The 16,667-nt window shown below is 64.0% G+C and carries 9 protein-coding genes, 1 tRNA gene and 1 pseudogene; 5 read left to right on the forward strand and 6 right to left on the reverse strand.

The genetic code is table 11. The annotated features are described in order from the left end of the window. The coding region (locus tag ACLF5H_RS26775; protein WP_421678568.1) for a transposase at nt 1-301 on the forward strand (301 nt) is incomplete at its 5' end. A gap of 126 nt (nt 302-427) precedes the next feature. Further along, nucleotides 428-501, forward strand: a tRNA-Thr gene (locus tag ACLF5H_RS26780). Between the two features lie 610 nt (nt 502-1,111). On the opposite strand, the gene ACLF5H_RS26785 is transcribed toward ACLF5H_RS26780, so the two are convergent. The 5 genes from ACLF5H_RS26785 to ACLF5H_RS26805 all read right to left on the reverse strand — a co-directional run bounded on the left by ACLF5H_RS26785 (nt 1,112) and on the right by ACLF5H_RS26805 (nt 10,992). Then, nucleotides 1,112-2,713, reverse strand: coding sequence for a protein kinase domain-containing protein (locus ACLF5H_RS26785; RefSeq protein ID WP_421678569.1), 1,602 nt, complete (start codon nt 2,711-2,713; stop codon nt 1,112-1,114). A gap of 68 nt (nt 2,714-2,781) precedes the next feature. After that, nucleotides 2,782-5,928, reverse strand: a complete 3,147-nt coding sequence (locus ACLF5H_RS26790; protein ID WP_421678570.1) for a type I restriction endonuclease subunit R — start codon at nt 5,926-5,928, stop codon at nt 2,782-2,784. Next, nucleotides 5,925-7,256 carry a restriction endonuclease subunit S gene (locus ACLF5H_RS26795; RefSeq protein ID WP_421678571.1) on the reverse strand — a complete coding sequence of 444 codons (1,332 nt, stop codon included), beginning with the start codon at nt 7,254-7,256 and terminating at the stop codon, nt 5,925-5,927. The genes ACLF5H_RS26790 and ACLF5H_RS26795 overlap by 4 nt, the downstream gene beginning before the upstream one ends. Continuing rightward, entirely contained in the window at nt 7,253-9,208 is a 1,956-nt protein-coding gene (locus tag ACLF5H_RS26800; RefSeq protein ID WP_421678572.1) for a type I restriction-modification system subunit M, read from the reverse strand. Before ACLF5H_RS26800 ends, ACLF5H_RS26795 begins: the two co-directional genes overlap by 4 nt. Nucleotides 9,209-9,231: 23 nt before the next feature. After that, nucleotides 9,232-10,992, reverse strand: coding sequence for an N-6 DNA methylase (locus ACLF5H_RS26805; protein ID WP_421678573.1), 1,761 nt, complete (start codon nt 10,990-10,992; stop codon nt 9,232-9,234). Nucleotides 10,993-11,706: 714 nt separating this feature from the next. Here ACLF5H_RS26805 and ACLF5H_RS26810 point away from each other — a divergent pair. Next, on the forward strand, nt 11,707-13,488 hold the full coding sequence (locus tag ACLF5H_RS26810) for a DUF6119 family protein (RefSeq protein ID WP_421678574.1): 1,782 nt from the start codon (nt 11,707-11,709) through the stop codon (nt 13,486-13,488). A 93-nt stretch (nt 13,489-13,581) separates the two neighbouring features. On the opposite strand, the gene ACLF5H_RS26815 is transcribed toward ACLF5H_RS26810, so the two are convergent. After that, nucleotides 13,582-14,859: a hypothetical protein gene (locus ACLF5H_RS26815; RefSeq protein WP_421678575.1), complete on the reverse strand. Its 1,278-nt coding sequence runs from the start codon at nt 14,857-14,859 to the stop codon at nt 13,582-13,584. Between the two features lie 678 nt (nt 14,860-15,537). Here ACLF5H_RS26815 and ACLF5H_RS26820 point away from each other — a divergent pair. Next, nucleotides 15,538-15,759, forward strand: a pseudogene (locus ACLF5H_RS26820) (hypothetical protein); the annotation flags it as partial. A gap of 532 nt (nt 15,760-16,291) precedes the next feature. Further along, nucleotides 16,292-16,441: a hypothetical protein gene (locus tag ACLF5H_RS26825; RefSeq protein WP_421678576.1), complete on the forward strand. Its 150-nt coding sequence runs from the start codon at nt 16,292-16,294 to the stop codon at nt 16,439-16,441. Nucleotides 16,442-16,667: the final 226 nt, after the last annotated feature.

Below are 16,667 nucleotides of genomic sequence, written 5' to 3' on the forward strand. Positions count from 1 at the left end.
CGCCGTGCTGGCCGACCGCGCCTACTCTTCCCGCGCCATCCGCATCCACCTGCGGCGTCGGGGAATCCGCGCGGTCATCCCGCAGCCGTCCGACCAGATCGGCCACCGCCAGCGGCGAGGCCGGCGAGGCGGCCGCCCACCCGGCTTCGACCGCGAGGCCTACAAGCAGCGAAACGCCGTCGAGCGCTGCATCAACCGACTCAAGCAGTGGCGCGGCCTGGCCACACGAACCGACAAACTCGCCCTTGCCTACCAGGCCGCACTCCACCTCGCCGGCATCCTCATCTGGACCCGACGCTGACCAAAGAGACAGAACCTAGCCCCCGTCCGGCCCCGGATCTCCGCACCCCGGGGCCGGTACGAAGCACCCCCGGAAACTGTGTAGACTTACCGACGTTGCCGACCGCACCCTAGGTGCACGCAGCACGCCGCTTTAGCTCAGATGGCCAGAGCAACGCACTCGTAATGCGTAGGTCTCGGGTTCGAATCCCGAAAGCGGCTCAAATTAACCCCAGGCCAGGCTTCTGACCTGGGGTTTCTTGTATTCGTGAGTCTTGAAAACCGGGCTAATCGGTCACCTGCGACCTACGCATTTCAATGCGTAGGTCGCAGGTGACACTTTCTCGCCCCGGCGGGCGAAGTGCTTCTGGCCTGCTGTTTCTCCGTCTAGGACAGTTGGTCAGGCCATGCAGTGGGTCGCGGTGGACAACCGGTGGACAGGCGCGCTTGGCGCTCCTCCGCAGAGGTCTACCGCTGCCGTCCTAATGATGGTGAAGTGCGCCCCTCCTTCGCTGGGGAATCGGCGGCGTCGAGACTGGCCAGTCTCACAGGCCTCAAGAGCTGGCCTGCCTCGGAGGCGGCTATGCAGCGAGAGACGGTTGCGATACCCGGCGGCGAGCTGGGCGTGGGTGTCACCGCACCGTAGATGAACCGGCGGTACAGTGTCGCCACTGCGCCCCGATCTCCTGCAGCCTCACGTTCAGTCGCGCTCTTGGTGGACACGGGTGATCTCGGTTGAGAGGCTGTCTACCAGGCGTTTCGTCCTTATACAGGACTGTCCAACTCTCGGTCCGCCAGGCCAGCTTGGAAACGGCTCACTGTTTGGGGCGGTTCAGTGTTCCCTCCGTATGTGTTCCGACACCCGGTGGATTTGTTTGTCCAGGTTACGTACCTGGGTCGAGTTGCTACCGAAGGCGGCGGTCAGAAGTGGGCGAACGGCTTCGAGTTCCGCAAGAGCTTCGTCTAGGTGTTCCGAGGCGGCGAGCATCTGGGCGATGACGAAGCGCGACTCGCGGATTTGGTCTGCGGTATCGCGGCTCGCTGAGGCGTCGGCGTTCTGCACGTAGAAGCGGAGTTGGGGCAGCGACTTATCCGGTTTGTCGACTTCCGCATACGCGTGGCCTGCGTGGTAGGCACAGTCAAGGACGTACGAGTCGGTCGAGGCCAGATGCTTGCGGTAGGCACGACCGACGACCTCGAAAAGCGTGGCGGCACGGGTGTACTCGCCGGCGTAGAAAAGTGCGGCGGCGAGGAAGTGCCGCAGGCGCAGGTCCAGGAACGGATCGTGGGCGGCGCGGGCGACACCGTCATCGAGCAGCCGGATGGCCTCGGAGGGATGATCGTTTTTCAGCAGTACCCTTACGTTCGCCTGCAGTTCCTCGGCCTCGGCGTCGGTGAGCTTTCCTCGGCTCGTGGGCTGCTCCCTCTGCCTGGCCGGGGCAAGGAGGGGGCGACGGAATGGACGCGTCGGGTCCCGGTTCTCGTCGCCGCCTGCAGTGGAAACGCTCGGAGTCGATGCCAGGGGCAGCAGAGCCTCGTAGACCGCCTCCGCGGAGGGCCTCTCCCGTGGTTCCTTCGCGAGCATTGACGACAGGAGCGCGCTAAGAGCACCTGGTGTGTCGGCCCGTCGGCTCTGGACGGAGGGGGCGGGTGTCTGCAGGTGATGGGCCCGCAGCGGCATGCTGTCGGTCCCGTGAAAGGGCACGTCGCCAGTGAGCAGCTCGTAGAACAAGCAGCCGAGCGAGTAGATGTCCGAGGCGAAGGTCACCGCCTTGCCGAGACACTGCTCAGGCGACATATAGGGCGGGGTCCCGACGGTCTTGTCGATCTGAGTCAGACGTGGCAGCGCGCCGGCGCCGCGCAGGATGGCAATGCCGAAGTCTAGGACCTTGACCAAGCCGCCGTTGACGAGGATCACGTTGGAGGGCTTGATGTCGCGGTGAACGATGTCAACTCGGTGCACATCCGCTAGTACTGCTGCGATCTGGGCCGCGATCGACGCTGCCCATGCCACGTTCGGCGCTGCGGTGTCGTAATCCGTACGGTCGAGCACCGCTTCCAGCGTCGAGCCGCGCAACAACTGCATGACGAGCCACAGCTGCACGCTGCCATCGGGGACGGTTTCAACTCCCGTGTCGTAGACCGCAGGAATCCCGGGATGCTCCAGCTGCGCCGTGGTACGGATCTCGCGTAGGAACCGCCTACGGTCACGTTCCAGAACGTCAAGGATCTCCGCTGCTTCTGGACTGTCCGGCGAAGCCGGGATCGCAGCCGCCGGCGACGGGCGAAGCACCTTGATGGCGACGCGTCGGTCCAGCCGTTCGTCATAGCCGTGGAAGACCTCGCTCATGCCACCGCGGCCGATCGAACCGTCCACGCGGTAGCGTCCTGCGAGCAGAGGTCTTTCGGCTGGATGTTCTGTATCGTCCGTCATGCCCCACTCCTGCCAGAGAGCTCGGAGCATACGGCTCAGCCTGCCCCGCTGCCTGTCTGTTACAGCGATTACTGCTCGATCGCCTGGCCTCCGGTTTCACGACGCATCTCACTGCGAAGTTTCGCGAGGGCTTCGTCCCGCGCTGGTTCGGTGATGATCCGGTAGGCACGCTTGCGAGCCGCCTCCTTGATCGCCTTCTGGAACTCGTTGTTGTCGAAGTACAACTTCATGAAGTCGGTGTTGCGTTCGGCGTTCTCCGCGACGATGTCGTCGAGGCGGTCGTCGGCGACCTGTCCGAAGCGGGCCTCGTCGTTCATGAGCGCGATCTGCTGCATCGAGGTGTCCTCGACCAGGCCGACGACCTGCTGGTAGACCAGGATCTGGTCGGAGGTGCTCAGGTCGAGGCCGAAGCGCTCGTTGAGATCCTCGATGATTTCGGAGAGCGGTTTGACCTCTGGCTCGCGGTAGCCACCGCCGTCGGCGGCGTGCCCCCGGACGTTGCGGTCGCCCGCGGTGGAGAGCGAGACGTTGTGCCGGCCAGTGAACTCGAGCCGGAAATGACTCAGGTCGGCGTCCCCAATGTCCACCGAGGCCGAAGGCCGCCCCGGCAGGCGGATCAGCAGGATCCTGCCGTACTGGTAGAGGCGCTCCAGGTCCCGGTCGCCCCAGTCGACGATCTGGGCGATGAGGCTGTAGGCGCGTACGTAATCCTGCAACGCGCCTCGGAAGCCTTCGCGTTCGTCGTCTGTTTCCAGGGCGTTGAAGCGGTCGAGAGCGGGCTTGAGATACTCGTGGAGTTCGGCATGGAGCTTGCGTTCGGCGGCGTCCGGCATCCGGCCGGGGCCAGCTGCGGACAATACGCGGATGAAGGCTTCCATTTCCGATGCGGCGAGGAGGCCGTATCCCATCACCTCGTGCTGCTTGGTGTAGAGGAGGTTCGGGTCGCTCGGCTCGGTGATGGTCGTCTCGAACCAGTCTTCGAAGGCGGCCTGGACATCGACAGCCTCGTTGACGAAGTCGAGAATGTGCACGTCATCCTGCGACTTGAGCGGGTGGATGCGGTTGAGCCGGGAGAGCGTCTGCACGGCCGCGACACCGGTCAGCGGCTTGTCGACGTACATCGCGCACAGCAGTGGCTGGTCAAAGCCGGTCTGGTACTTCTCCGCGACGACCAGAAGCCGGTACTCATCCTGGGCACGCGCGACTGCCTGTGGATCGTCGGACTTGGTGTAGCCGAACCTGTCCGGCAACTGCCCCTCGGGGAACCCGTTGAGCTGGGCCTCCGTGAACTCCAGACCGGCGTCGTCCTTGAGCTGCCCGGAGAACGCGACGAGAGCGCCGCAGTCCTTGTACCCGCGCAGAGTGACGTACGCGCGAATCGCTTGGTAAAGGTCGAGCGCGTGCTGACGAGTGCTGGTGACGACCATGGCCTTGGCCCGGCCGCCGAGCCGCCCGGTGATGTTCTCTCGGAAGTCGTCGACGATCAGCCGCGCCTTCTGCTCCAAAGACTTGGGGTGCTGCTCGGCGTATCGGACAAGCTTGGTCTTGGCCTTCCTCTCATCGACATCAGGGTTCGAGATGGCCGACTCGGCCTGGTCGACGGCAGCGTTACGCAGGCGCCACTTGGTGTCATACGTGATGTAGTTGGCGAGCACGTCGAGGATGTAGCCCTCGTCGATCGCCTGCCGCATCGAATAGATGTGGAAGGGCACGTACATGCCCAGCTCGCCGGTGCGCTGATTCACCCGGTCTGGGTCAAAGGTGCCGAACAGCTTGAGGGTGGGCGACTTCGGGGTGGCGGTGAAGGCGAAGTAGGACAGGTTTGGCTGCTTGCCGCGTACCCGTGTCATGTACTCCACGGGGTCCTCGTTCTCCTCGCGAGGGGGAACATTCGAACCGAGTGCTTGCTTGATCTTGATCGCCGATTCGCTGCCCTGTGAGGAGTGAGCCTCGTCGATGATGACCGCGTAGCGCTTGCCGGACAAGCCCATGTCGGTGATCTTCTTCAGCACGAACGGGTACATCTGCAGCGTGCTGATGACAATCTTCGATGTGGAGTCGTCCAGGGAGCTGGCGAGTTGAGTCGAGTCCTCGTCGATCTTCTTGACAACACCAGGGGTGTGGTCGAACTGGAAGATGGTCTTCTGGAGTTGCCGGTCGAGGACCACCCGGTCGGTGATTACGATGATCTTGTTGAAGACCGGCTGATTAGCGGCGTCGAATAGGGTGGAAAGGCGGTGCGCCAGCCACGCGATCGTGTTCGACTTGCCGGAGCCGGCTGAGTGCTGGATCAGGTAGTTGTGCCCGGCCCCGTGCTCCCGTGCGTGGGTGACCATCTTCTGTACGGCGTCCCACTGGTGGTAGCGCGGGAAGATGCGGGGCGAAGTGTGCGGGTTCACCTTCGCGCCCTTCTTGTCCGGGGCCTGGACGTGGATGAAGCGGTGCAAGATCTCCAGCCAGTTGTCGCGCTGCCAGATCTGCTCCCATAGATAGGCGACGCTGTACGAGCCGGGGGCGCCGGCCGGGTTTCCGGCCCCGCCGGACACGCCAGGGCCGTTGGAGCCGAGATTGAACGGCAGGAACTGTGTATCGGCACCGCGCAGCCGCGTGGTGATGAAGGCTCGGTCGGGGTCCACGGCGAAGTGGACCAGGGCGCGTTTGGCGAAGAACACGTCGTTCGGGTCGCGGTCGCGGCGGTACTGCGCGACTGCGTGGTCGGCGTTCTGCTGCGTACTAGGGTTCTTCAACTCGGCGGTGGCCACCGGTAGGCCGTTGACGAAGAGCGCCATGTCGAGGGAACGGCGAGGGTGGCGGGTGCTGTAGTGCAGCTGGCGGGCGACGGTCAGCATGTTCGCGTTGTACTCGGCGAGTGCGTCCACGGCCAGGGTGTGGCCGGGGCGGAAGTACACTAGGTCGATCTGCACGCCCCGGTCGCGTACACCCTGGCGCAGGACGTCCAATACGCCCCGCGCGTCGACTTCGGCGGCGACGCGCTCCGCGAACTGACGTTGGGCGGTGTTCTGGTCGCCACCGTAGAAACCGATGAGCCGTTCCCAGGCTTTCGTTTGCGTCGCGCCGATGAAGCGGTACATCTCTCCGGTGTCGATGCCGAGCTCGACGTTGAACGTGCCTTGGGCGCGGGACCATCCGCGTGTGAGCAGCTCGGCCTCGATGTTGACCTCAAAGGCGTTTTCGGAGTGGGCTCCGTGGTTCATGCGATGCCCCCGGACGGGGTTGCGGTCGTGATGTCGAACTGGCCAGTGACAGCAGAAGTGATGAGAGTCTGGCGGCGTTCCGCGAGTAGGGCAAGCTGGCCGTCAATAGCATCGGCAGCAGAATCGATTGCGAGATTGCTCGACCGAATAACTTCGACGATGTTTCGCTGCTCCCGGATGTCTGGCAACGGGATCCGCAACCCTTGCAGATCTGGCATGTAAATAGTTTTGTGCGTCGAGCCCATTGCGAGCCTATTCAACAGATCGGTGCGCATCGCTCGGAGGCACCACAGCAAGAAGAATGGGTCGAGTTTAGGTCCACATGTCCAGGTCGCGAGATCCTGGCTCGTTGCCATGTCTCGCCCCATGACTGCCGAATATCCAGCTGACGCCGCTGTGCGGCAGAGGACTACCGTACCGCTTGGGTGAATTTCGGCGGAACTGTTCAAGAGTCCCGTCTCGCTGATCTTTTCGCGAGTCTCCGTGAGGACTTCGAGGCGGTCAGAGCGCATCTGACTTACTTCGCCCGTCGTGACCCATGGAATTGTGCAATCCATCCACCATTCCGGCTTGTTTCTGCTCGGCGTATGTCCACTTCCCATGCGAGCCACGTGGCCGAGCTTCACTGCTTCCCAGGTAGAAGGAAGGGTCTCGACCCAAGCCAGGGTCGACGGGATACGCTTTCTAATTTCCGATCCAGTTACCGCACTAAAGATCCCAGCCGCTCGCCGCTCAAGAAGTGCCCGCTTTGCGGCTTCTTGAATAGCCTTCAAATAGTCGATCCGTGCAGTCTCGGCGTCAAGGAAGTCTGCAATGCGGCGCTGCTCCGCTAGAGGAGGGAGAGGGATCGGTGATCCGGAGAGACGCTCTCGGTTCAGTTCGATCTGATTGGTCGCGCCTGAAATCAAAACTGAGTAAACGTAGTCCTGGAATGGCGTGGAAATGAACCAATAGTACATGTATCGAGGGTCTATGATTTGTGGATCCGCGCGAGTGACCGTAACGTGTCCGTCGGCAATGCAGGGGCGGTTGTCTGGTCCGGCTGTGAAGTAGCCGACGCGCCCCAGGGTTCCGGTCCCTGTTGAATTGATCAGGACGTCGCGAGGCAGCAAGTAGCCTTTGATTTTTCTCGGGTCACCGCTGTAGTTGTGGAAGCGCGTACGCTCCCAGTCGAGACCGGTGGCTTGGTTTGCTGCTTGGCTGATTACTCGGACTGGCCCATTTTCAACGTAGTCGGGCGCCGTGCCTCGATTGAGGAATGTTGAGATATACTTGAGTGGCGACCAGGACCACGAATCCGGGATCGTGATGTTGAAGCCTGAACTCATGCGGTCACCTCACCCAGCAACTTCTGGATCTGTGCCTCAAGTTCGCGCAGTTCTGCGTCGATCTCGGCCAGCGGCCGTGGCGGGGTGTACACGTAGAAGTGCCGGGTGAAGGGGATCTCATAGCCGACCTTCGTTTTGTCGTGGTCGATCCAGGCGTCCGGAACGTGCGGAGTGACTTCACGGGCGAAGTAGGTCTCGATGTCCTCGCTGAGCGGGATGTTCTCGTAGTCGCGCAGGTCCGGATCCGGGAGGATCGTTTCGATGCCGGCCTTCTTGACCTTCTGGACCTCACCCTTGGGATCCGAGACGGAGACCGCACCCCAGAGCCCCTTGAGTAGCGCCGCCGTGCCTGGCCACTGTGCACCGTCTGCTGCGATGGCCGCGTGAAGGGCGTCCCGTGCTTCCCGCTTAGTCCACCATACCGAGCCGACCAGTCCGCGCAGCGCCGCTACCATCGCTTCGCGGCCTTCCCACTTGGCCAGGGCCTTCGCGTTCTCCAGTGCCGACAGGGTGTCCTCGGTGATCTCAAAGCGTAGCTTCAGGGGGCGTTCGACGGTGATGCGGTGGTAGCCGAAGTCACGGGTCTCGAAGACCTTGACCTTGGCATGGTCCGGGTGGTTCTCGTCCCCCTCGCCCTTGAGTGCGTCGACGTACATCTCGGTGATGTGCTTGATCTGCTCGTCGTTGATCTGCTTGCGCTTTTCGCCGAAGGACTTACGCATCTTCTCCCACTGGTCACGGGCATCGACCAGAGCCACCTTGCCGCGCAGCTTCTCGGGCTTGCGGTTGGAGAGGATCCAGAAGTACGTGGAGATGCCAGTGTTGTAGAAGAGCTGGTCAGGTAGGGCGACTACGCCTTCCAACCAGTCGTTCTCCAGGATCCACTGGCGGATCTTCGATTCGCCGGACTCGGCCGCTCCCGTGAAGAGCGGCGAGCCGTTGAAGACAATGCCCAGGCGGGTCCCCTTGCCCTCGACGGGTTCCATCTTCGAGAGCAAGTGTTGGAGGAAGAGGAATGATCCGTCGTTGATGCGCGGTGTACCCGCACCGAAGCGACCCGCGTGGCCGATCTCAGTCTCGGCCTCGACCTCGTCCTTGACCTTCTTCCACTCCACACCGAACGGCGGGTTGGCCAGCATGTAGTCGAACTTCTGGTCCGGGTAGCCGTCGTCGCTGAAGGAGTTCCCGAAGTAGATGCGGCCGGGCTGGTTGCGCATGAGCATGTCTGCCTGGCAGATGGCCCAGGACTCCGCGTTGAGTTCCTGCCCGAAGAGGTAGACCTTGGTCTTCGGGTTGATCGACTTGATGTGGTCCTCGGCCGCGGTGAGCATGCCGCCGGTGCCGCATGCCGGGTCGAGGATGTTGATGACCTGACCCTCGCCGGCGATGGTCTCGGCGTCCGGGGCGATGAGTAGGTTGACCATCAGCTTGATGACTTCGCGCGGAGTGAAATGCTCACCGGCGGTCTCGTTGGAGTCTTCGGCGAACTTGCGGATCAAGTGCTCGAAGACGTAGCCCATGTCGTGGTTGGAGAGCTTGTCGAGGTCGCGCATCGTGTTGAATTTGCCGACGACCTTGTACAGGATCTTCGCGCCCGCGAGCCTGGTGATTTCGTTGTCCAAGTCAAAGCGGGACAGGATCTTCCGAACGTTCGGAGAGAAGCCGTTGATGTAGTCACGGAGGTTCTTCGCGACGTTCGGGGCGTCCGAGGCGATCGAGGCGAAGTCTTGATCGGAGGTGTTGTAGAAGGGCAGCTTGGCCGCGAGCTCAAGCAGCCGGTCCTTGTTCTGAACCTCCAGCGACGCGTTGCGGGCTCGCACCGCGTCGCGGGTTGGCGCCATCACCGCGTCGAGGCGACGCAGCAACGTGAAGGGCAGGATCACCTGCCCGTACTCATGGCGCTTGTAGTCGCCGCGCAGCAAGTCGGCGACCGACCAGACGTCGTTCGCCATCTTGGTGTGCGTGGGTGCTGAGGTCACAGAACTCTCGTCTCGTCGTCAGCCAGCTTGGCTTCATCAGTGTGCTGCGAGGTGGTGAACTCCGGTGCCAGAACACCGGTGGCCAGCCCAAGGAGGGTCTGCTCGATGACGTGTGTGCTCGTCTTCGCAAGCGTGGTGAGTACGTCTTCGAGCTGCTGGAGGTGGCGGAACGCGTCTCCGTAACGGCGTTGGTCGAAGAGGGGCATACGAGGAATGCGGCAGCGGCGCAGGTCCTCACGGCTGAGTACGCCGAGGGTGTTGGACACCGGCAGTGCGTTGGCGTCGATGCGCAGGAACGTGGCGAGGAAGTGCGCGTCCAGCCGGGTGTCGTCGATCTCGATGACCTGAGCGATGCCGATTTCGTCCTCGGCGCTGCCGGTAGCGACAACCGGCGGGCGGCCGTGCATCCGAAGAAGTAGATCGCCTGCGTGCGGGGTGGTCTCGCGGGAACGGATTCTCAGGGCGCCTGCACGTTCCAGCTCGCCGAAGGTCACGTACACGTGGTGCGTCGGCTTCGGCGGCGCGGCGAAGCGCGGAAGACCTTGGCCGAGGCTCGTGTACATGATCCGCAGCCGGTCGGTGACTCGGCGGAAGTCCTCGGGGCTCGCCTCGGTAGGAGAACTGATGTACCGGGAGGGCAGAAGGCTGGCGTCGCCGTCGAGGATCTCTCGGCGTGGAACGGCGCGGAATCTCGTCGGGTGGGCATCAGAGAAGAGACGTTGCCAGGCGGCGAACTCCTGCGGTACATCAGCAGGGTCGCCCAGTCCCGAGAGATCGACCATGCGCACTGTCTCCGTGGCGACCGCGTCGTAAGGGCGTTGCAGCACCCAGAGACAGAGCCCGGTGTCGGATGCCGATCCCATTCCCTTCGGCAGTGCGATCACATCGCGCAGGACCCCGGAACGTGTCAGCTCAGCGCGGATGTGTTCCCCGGAGGGCTGAAGGCTAGTACGGGGCGTTACGGCGACCACGGCCAGGCCGCGAGGCCGTAGATGGGCGTAGCAATGCTGGACCCAGGCCAGTTCGCCGTCACGTGGAGCAGCGACACCGAATTCCCAGCGCGGATCATCGGCCAGCTCGTCGGCCGGCCACCGGGGGAGGTCGAAGGGAGGCTCGCAGACCACTGCAGCCGCCTTGCCCAGGTAGGCGTCGAGTTGATTGTCCAGAAAGGAGTCGCCGGTGCGGATCTCGTACGGTGCCCCGTGTGCGTTGTTGCGCAGATTGCGGGCGGCGGCGGAGGCGGCTGACTCCTCGATTTCCTGGCCGACAAGATTGACGGCATCCCCGAAGCGGTCCGCGACGGCCAGCAGCAAAGTGGCGTCGGAACAGGCTGGGTCGAGTACCGCAGGTTCGTCCGTGAAACCGACCTCGATCGGTCGTGGCGTTGCGGTCGTGCGTGGCAGCAGCGCTGCCATCACCCTGGCCAGCAACTGCCCGGAGTCCAGGTTCGCGATTCCCAGCCCCGCTTCTGCCGTCGGCAGCTGGTCGCCGTGCGGAACAGGGTACGGCGCTTCTTGGGCCACGCGGTGGGTGCCGGTTTCAGTGCGGCCGGCCGTCGACAGCTGATCGCCCTTGCCGGTGGCTTCCAGCCACGCCTCGACCTCGGTCCGGGAGAACGTCGGCCTGCGCTCGTCACCGCCCACAGGCTGAGGGAACGCGGGGTAGCGACGGCGCCAGTTGGACACGGCGGCACGGCCGACACCCGCCAGCCTGGCGATTGCCGCGGCGGTCATCTCCTCGGACTCGGCTGGGGTCATGACAGTGACCATATCGGGCAGATTTCACCTCCGGCAAGCCCTTGTGTACACCTAGGCCCTCCGTCAACGAGCATCTGTGAACATTGATGACCTTCGTCAACATGCTTGCCTTCCATTGTCCGGTGTGGCTACGGTTCCTTCCGGTGAGAGCCCTTGGTCCGCCGCCTGCACCCGTCACGCCATCACAGCCCCGCACGCCCCAGTCGTCCCTTGGCCTCCTGGCGCCGGACGCGGCACGCCCGCTAACGGAACCGACGTTCCACAGATCGAGCAGATCCCCCGCCCTGAACACGGAGGAATCCCGGTGCACCATCAGCGCAAGGTCAGCACGAGCAGGCGGGAACCCCGTCCCTGCCGCCCCAAGCGGCAGACCTCCTGCGGCAAGACCAGGTTTGTCGACCGCATTGCGGCCGACCTCACGCTCGCCGGGATCCGCGCCCGCGGCCGTGCCAGGGGGAAGGACCCCATCCGCTCGTACCTCTGCCCGAGGTGCCACGGCTGGCACCTGGCCTCGGCCCCGGCCCGCCGTGTGCACGGCGGGCCCCAGATGACGACCCGCCGTCACTAACCGGCCGGAACCAGGTGCCGATGGTTCGAAGGGCACAACCGAACCGTCGACACCTGCCGCACGCGGTCAAATCGCTTCGCTGGCCAAGCGAGCTGTATGTGCACCAGAACGTCTCCCTGCCACAACCATCGAAGACGAGGACCCCCGTGACCCTTGAAGTCTCCCGCACCGTGACCCGCCCTCCTACGGCGAAGAAGACGCCGACCACCCGGAAGAGCTCGCTGCACCGGCTGCGCGCCAAGGGGCCCGATCGAGGCGAGGACCTCAGTGCCTTCGTGCTTCCCCGCTACTTGGACCGCGAAGGCTTCACGAGCCGTCCGGTCAACAAGGATGGCCTCGTCGGCCTGCTCGTCACCGGCACGATCGCCCCGGGCCGGGCCGACTGGTGCGACCCGCTCAGCATCCTGACGGGGCACCCCGTCGCGGAAGAGAACCGGACCTCGCTCGCCCTCTTCCTGGTCCGGACCGAGAACTCGGTGTACGGCATCACCTACGGCATGGGGCACCTGATGATCGACCCGGTCCGGATCGACCCCGGGTTTGGCATCGAGTTCGCCGTCCGCTGCCTGAAGGAGGACCGCATCACCAAGGTCCGCCGACAGGTCATGGACGCCCGTGGCCGCACCGACGAGAACTCCGCCACCAGCGGTGAGCACATCCGAGGCTTCGGCATCGAACAGTTCGGCGAGATCGTCAGCCAGATCTCCGGACAGATCGAGAACGTCCCCCTCACCTTCACCGCAGGGAGTAAGCGGCCGGCCCACGTCACTGGCAACGACAGGTCGATCAAGATACATCTTGGCAACTCGCCCGCCGCCCTCCTCCGTGACCTCCAGGAGATCGAAGAGGTGTGCGCGCGGCCCAACCCGCTGCCCGAGTTCGAGTTCATCGCCCAGGTCCGACCGCTCAGCCCGAAGAGCGAGCAGGCGCAGAAGCTTGACGTGCGCCTCGACGCCATGCTTGGCGAGGGGCAGACGAGCCGCATGGCGCTTGCTGTGCCCAGCGTGTGCAGGGAACATTTCGAGTTCGCCGAGTCTTTCAAGGTGACGCTCGCCGGCCATGCCGGGCAGCACGCCGAGCTTGACGTCGACCAGCTCGTTGCCGCTGTCCAGCGTCGTCCGGAGGGAGGTCGCCTGCGTGCGCTGCGCGAGGGCCGTATCCAGATGTTCTCCAGCACCGACGACTCCGAAGCGAACAGCGGCAAGGTTCCTGTCGACCACTGGTTCACTGCAGAAGTCCCTGACGGGGTTGCGCACTACTTCTACTGGCAGGGGAAGTGGTACGAGATCGGAGCCGAGTACCTCACCGTTGTCGAGCAGCGGGTCGCCGATCTCCTCGCCCAGCCTGCCAGCGTCACCATGCCGCCCTGGACCGTCGAGATGTGTGAGACGGGCGAAAGGTGTGGGGTTCCCCAGGGGCACAAGAGGCACAACGTGCATGACGAGGACTGGTACAACAAGGAGGTTGCCGCGCAGGATCGGTATGTATTGCTCGACAAGAACAACGTACACACAGAGCGCCTGCGGGGAGGCGGCCTGGAGATCGCTGATGCTCTCGGGCCGCAGGGCCAGTTCATCTGCGTCAAGAAGGCAGCATCCAGCACCGCCCCGTTGAACCACCTCTTCGCTCAGGGGCGCACCGGGATCGAGACGGTGCGCTTCGACCTTGAGGCCCGGAAGGACTTCCTCTCCAAGGTGGACAAGCTCTCTCCCGGGCACGCGCTGGACAGGTCGTTCAGTTCACCGACGCTCGTCTTCGGTATTCTGCTCAAGAATGGGGCAGAGCTGACCCCGGACTCGTTGTTCGCCTTTGCCAAGATTTCCCTCCTGCATACGGCGACGGCGCTCGAGGGGATGGGAGCTCGCCTCGAAGTCGTCTCGATCTCGCGGACGGCGGAGACTGGGATGGCACGCGCAACCACGGGCTGAAGCGTACGGTCCACGCCGCCCGAAGCAGGTCCGGCCCCTGGTCCCGGCGTCCGCTCGTGTGAGGGACGCCGAGCGGCTGGGCACTGATTGCGATCAGTCGCGAGCCATGCCCCGCGGTTGCTGACCGATCGACATCTCGAAGTCCTCCAGGCGCGGGAAGAGTAGGTCGGCACCACGGGCGTTGCCGTTGAACAACAAACCGGTCTTCGCATCCCACTGGAACGCGAGCGCCTTGGCCTTATCCGCGAACTGGCCCGCCGGCCGCGTCAGTCCACTGCGACTGAGGACGAGGAGCTGTTTCTCCTCGGCCGCGGCGACGCCGTTCAGCCGTTGGACCTCCGAAGTGGACATGCTTCGGGCGGCGTTGTGCCAGGCGACGTGGTGCGAATGTGAGACAAGCGGATAATTGGATTGGCCCCATTCGACGGCGAGGCCGAATGCTCGGAGCTGGCTCTCTACCCGGCGCACGAGGAGGTCTGAGGGAAGTTCCTGCGGGGCGGTCCGCTCGGCTGCGGAATGGGCGGGTAGCAGGAGTTCTTCCAGCAGGTCAGGGGTGCGCATGCCATCAGGAGCAGCGCGGAACGGAGGAGCGTCGAACGGGCTCCACGGGTGATGGCACTCCCACCGCGACTCCCTGGTGAGCTCACACGCCAAGTAGGCGATCGCCTCGGGCGATACGTCGATGAGGTCGGCGATATCGGGGAGCTTGCCGATGCCCTGAGGATCGCCAGCGCCCAGAGGATCTGCGAGCCGAGCCCACTGCCGTTCACGCGGATCGTAGATGTCAGCCCGCCAGCCGAGGGTCTTGTGGTGGGAGGCGCGGTAGGCGAAGTCGCCGTAGGTGGCGTCGAGATAGGACCGTGCCCCGGTCCTGGCGATCCCTACTTTCGGGTCCCACCATTCATCGACGTGGTGGTAGAGGAAATAGTGGTTCTTGCCCACAACGTTGTGCACCACCGCGCCGTTGGCGGTCAACTGGTCGGCCAGCTGGACGATCGGAGTGACTTCCGATTCTCCCCACTTCCAGGGGGACGCGACAGAGCGTTCCTGGAGCTGCGCAGATGCGGCGGCGTGCAGGGTATCCACCAGGTTCTCGTCGGACATCCCGTTGAGGGGCAGGATGATCGGCCGACTTCTGATGACCGGCGCTGTTACGGCCCAGACATGGATCCCCCCGATCTTCAGGATGGCGAGGAGAGCGCCTTGAGTGTCTCCCAGGTCGATCTTGACGTAATGAGGTGGGATGTCCGGGACCGAGACCGTCGACGCGAGGTCAGGGTGTCGCATTCTGAGGAGGTCGGCCAGGCTCCTGAACTTCAAGTACATGCCGAGTGAGGCGACTACGTCGCCGGGCGGGAACTGCAAGGACATCCCCCGGGAGATTCGCAACCACGGTGATTCGTACGGAGATCATGTCACGAGGAGCCTCATGGGACCTGGGGCGGTGAGATGACTTGTGGGTGCATCATCGTGCTGCTCGCCCATCCCGCGAGAGAACGACGGGCCACCCGTACAACTCTTGGTCCCAGTGGCCGCCGACAGCGTCGGGTACTCGCGGGAGCGGCTGATCGAACTTGCCGCCGGCGGAACACAGACTTCGACAGGACCGTTCTGGCTCAGATGCTGGCCGGTGTCGGTAGATTCAGCCATCGGCTGTTCCTGGCGTACGGGTGGATCAGGTCCGGGTTTACGGCGTCCGCGCGCAGTTCGAGGTCTGGCGACAATAACTTCTGAGCCCGGACTCGGAGGGCGCGCGTGCGACAGGGTCCCATGCTTCTTCCCCGCCGCAAACAGGGCCCACGCGATTTCAACTGTGCGTTCCGGTTCAGTACCCCTGGTGGCTTGCGCATCCAGCCGGGAACCTCCGAGCCTTGGTCCCCGGTGTCGCTGGGTCTGCTTTGCGGCCCACGATCACAATCGGTTTCGACCACTCGTACGGGTGAATCTCTTGTTCTGGGAGGTTCTTTCCGAGTGCCTATGGATGACGCTGGTGATCGGCCAGGGGGCGTAAGAGGCTGCGGTGTCGATCCGTGTCATGGGGAGGGTGCGGTGACAGAGCGACTCGGGGCGATCGGTGGTGCGGCCCTAACCCGTGAGGACCTGGTGGCCTTGCCACCCACGGTGGATCTACAGACAGCGAACAGAGCCCTCTCAACAGGGAGGTCTACCGGCTACGGTCTGGCGAAGCCGGGTGAGTATCCGTGCAAGGTGCTGAAACTCGGCAACGCCTACCGGGTAGTGACCGCCGACCTCCAGCGTTTGGTGGGGGTCGAAGACACACCGCAGGAACCGACGCTCGCGGCACCGCCGTCGGACCGGGGGAAGGCCGCCAGCGGGCATGAAACAAGAACACGACGTTGCTGCTGTCACTGCAGTTGCTGTTCCCTGCGGGACGCGTAGGGGTGCCACGCCCTCAGTGCTGCATTGTAGGTTTGCAACAGCCAGTGCGGCGAACAGGCGAAGGTAGTACCACTCGTAAGCAAGACGCTTGTGCCGGGCCGCCCAGTGGCCGGAGTCACCTTTACCGGTGGACGGCCGGTGGACAGACGCCTTTGGACAGCGCAACACGAGGTGGTGCGGGGCAACCTGCTGCACATGCTCTGACCAGCTCAAACGCTACTTCGCAGCACAGTTTGGCAGCGGTCGGCACAAGCCTTCTCGGTCTCGTAATGCGTAGGTCTCGGGTTCGAATCCCGAAAGCGGCTCCACTGGAACCCCAGGTCAGAAGTTCACTGACCTGGGGTTTTGTCGTTCAGCGGAGGCGACGGCGTCGCCGGGAGCGGGCCGCGCGACTATCGCGGGCATGGCCGCGCCCAGCCCGTTGGGGCGGGTGAAGGCGAGCCTGCCTCCCTTGCGTTCCGGGTCGGCGCTCGCGTGCTTCGTGCACGGCTTCGAACTGCTCCGCCTCCAGGTCCACATACGGCCAGTGCAGCCCGAGCATCTCCCCCTGTGAAACGAGATCGCCGCCCATCGCCCGCGGCCGCCCCAACAGCGCAGGGGCATGCGTACCGTCCGCCGCCACCTCCACCTGCCCGGTCTCGACCCGGCCGATAGGGCGGATTCGGGCCCGGGCATATGCCTGGACCCGGGCTCTTCACAAGATCAGGCAAAGTGTTTACAAAGCAGAGCCCATGCGCCATGATCATGTGCAGCACCGCACAACTGCGGTCGGCAGCAAC

Origin of the sequence: Streptomyces sp. LaBMicrA B280 (assembly GCF_049222185.1) — a bacterium.
GTDB classification, from domain to species: Bacteria; Actinomycetota; Actinomycetes; order Streptomycetales; family Streptomycetaceae; genus Streptomyces; species Streptomyces murinus.

Bases quoted from the DNA above. Each gene is read 5' to 3' on its own strand.
- ACLF5H_RS26785 (WP_421678569.1), bottom strand. From the start codon at position 2,713: ATGACGGACGATACAGAACATCCAGCCGAAAGACCTCTGCTCGCAGGA.
- ACLF5H_RS26790 (WP_421678570.1), bottom strand. From the start codon at position 5,928: ATGAACCACGGAGCCCACTCCGAAAACGCCTTTGAGGTCAACATCGAG.
- ACLF5H_RS26795 (WP_421678571.1), bottom strand. From the start codon at position 7,256: ATGAGTTCAGGCTTCAACATCACGATCCCGGATTCGTGGTCCTGGTCG.
- ACLF5H_RS26800 (WP_421678572.1), bottom strand. From the start codon at position 9,208: ATGGCGAACGACGTCTGGTCGGTCGCCGACTTGCTGCGCGGCGACTAC.
- ACLF5H_RS26805 (WP_421678573.1), bottom strand. From the start codon at position 10,992: ATGACCCCAGCCGAGTCCGAGGAGATGACCGCCGCGGCAATCGCCAGG.
- ACLF5H_RS26815 (WP_421678575.1), bottom strand. From the start codon at position 14,859: ATGTCCTTGCAGTTCCCGCCCGGCGACGTAGTCGCCTCACTCGGCATG.
- ACLF5H_RS26825 (WP_421678576.1), top strand. From the start codon at position 16,292: ATGGCCGCGCCCAGCCCGTTGGGGCGGGTGAAGGCGAGCCTGCCTCCC.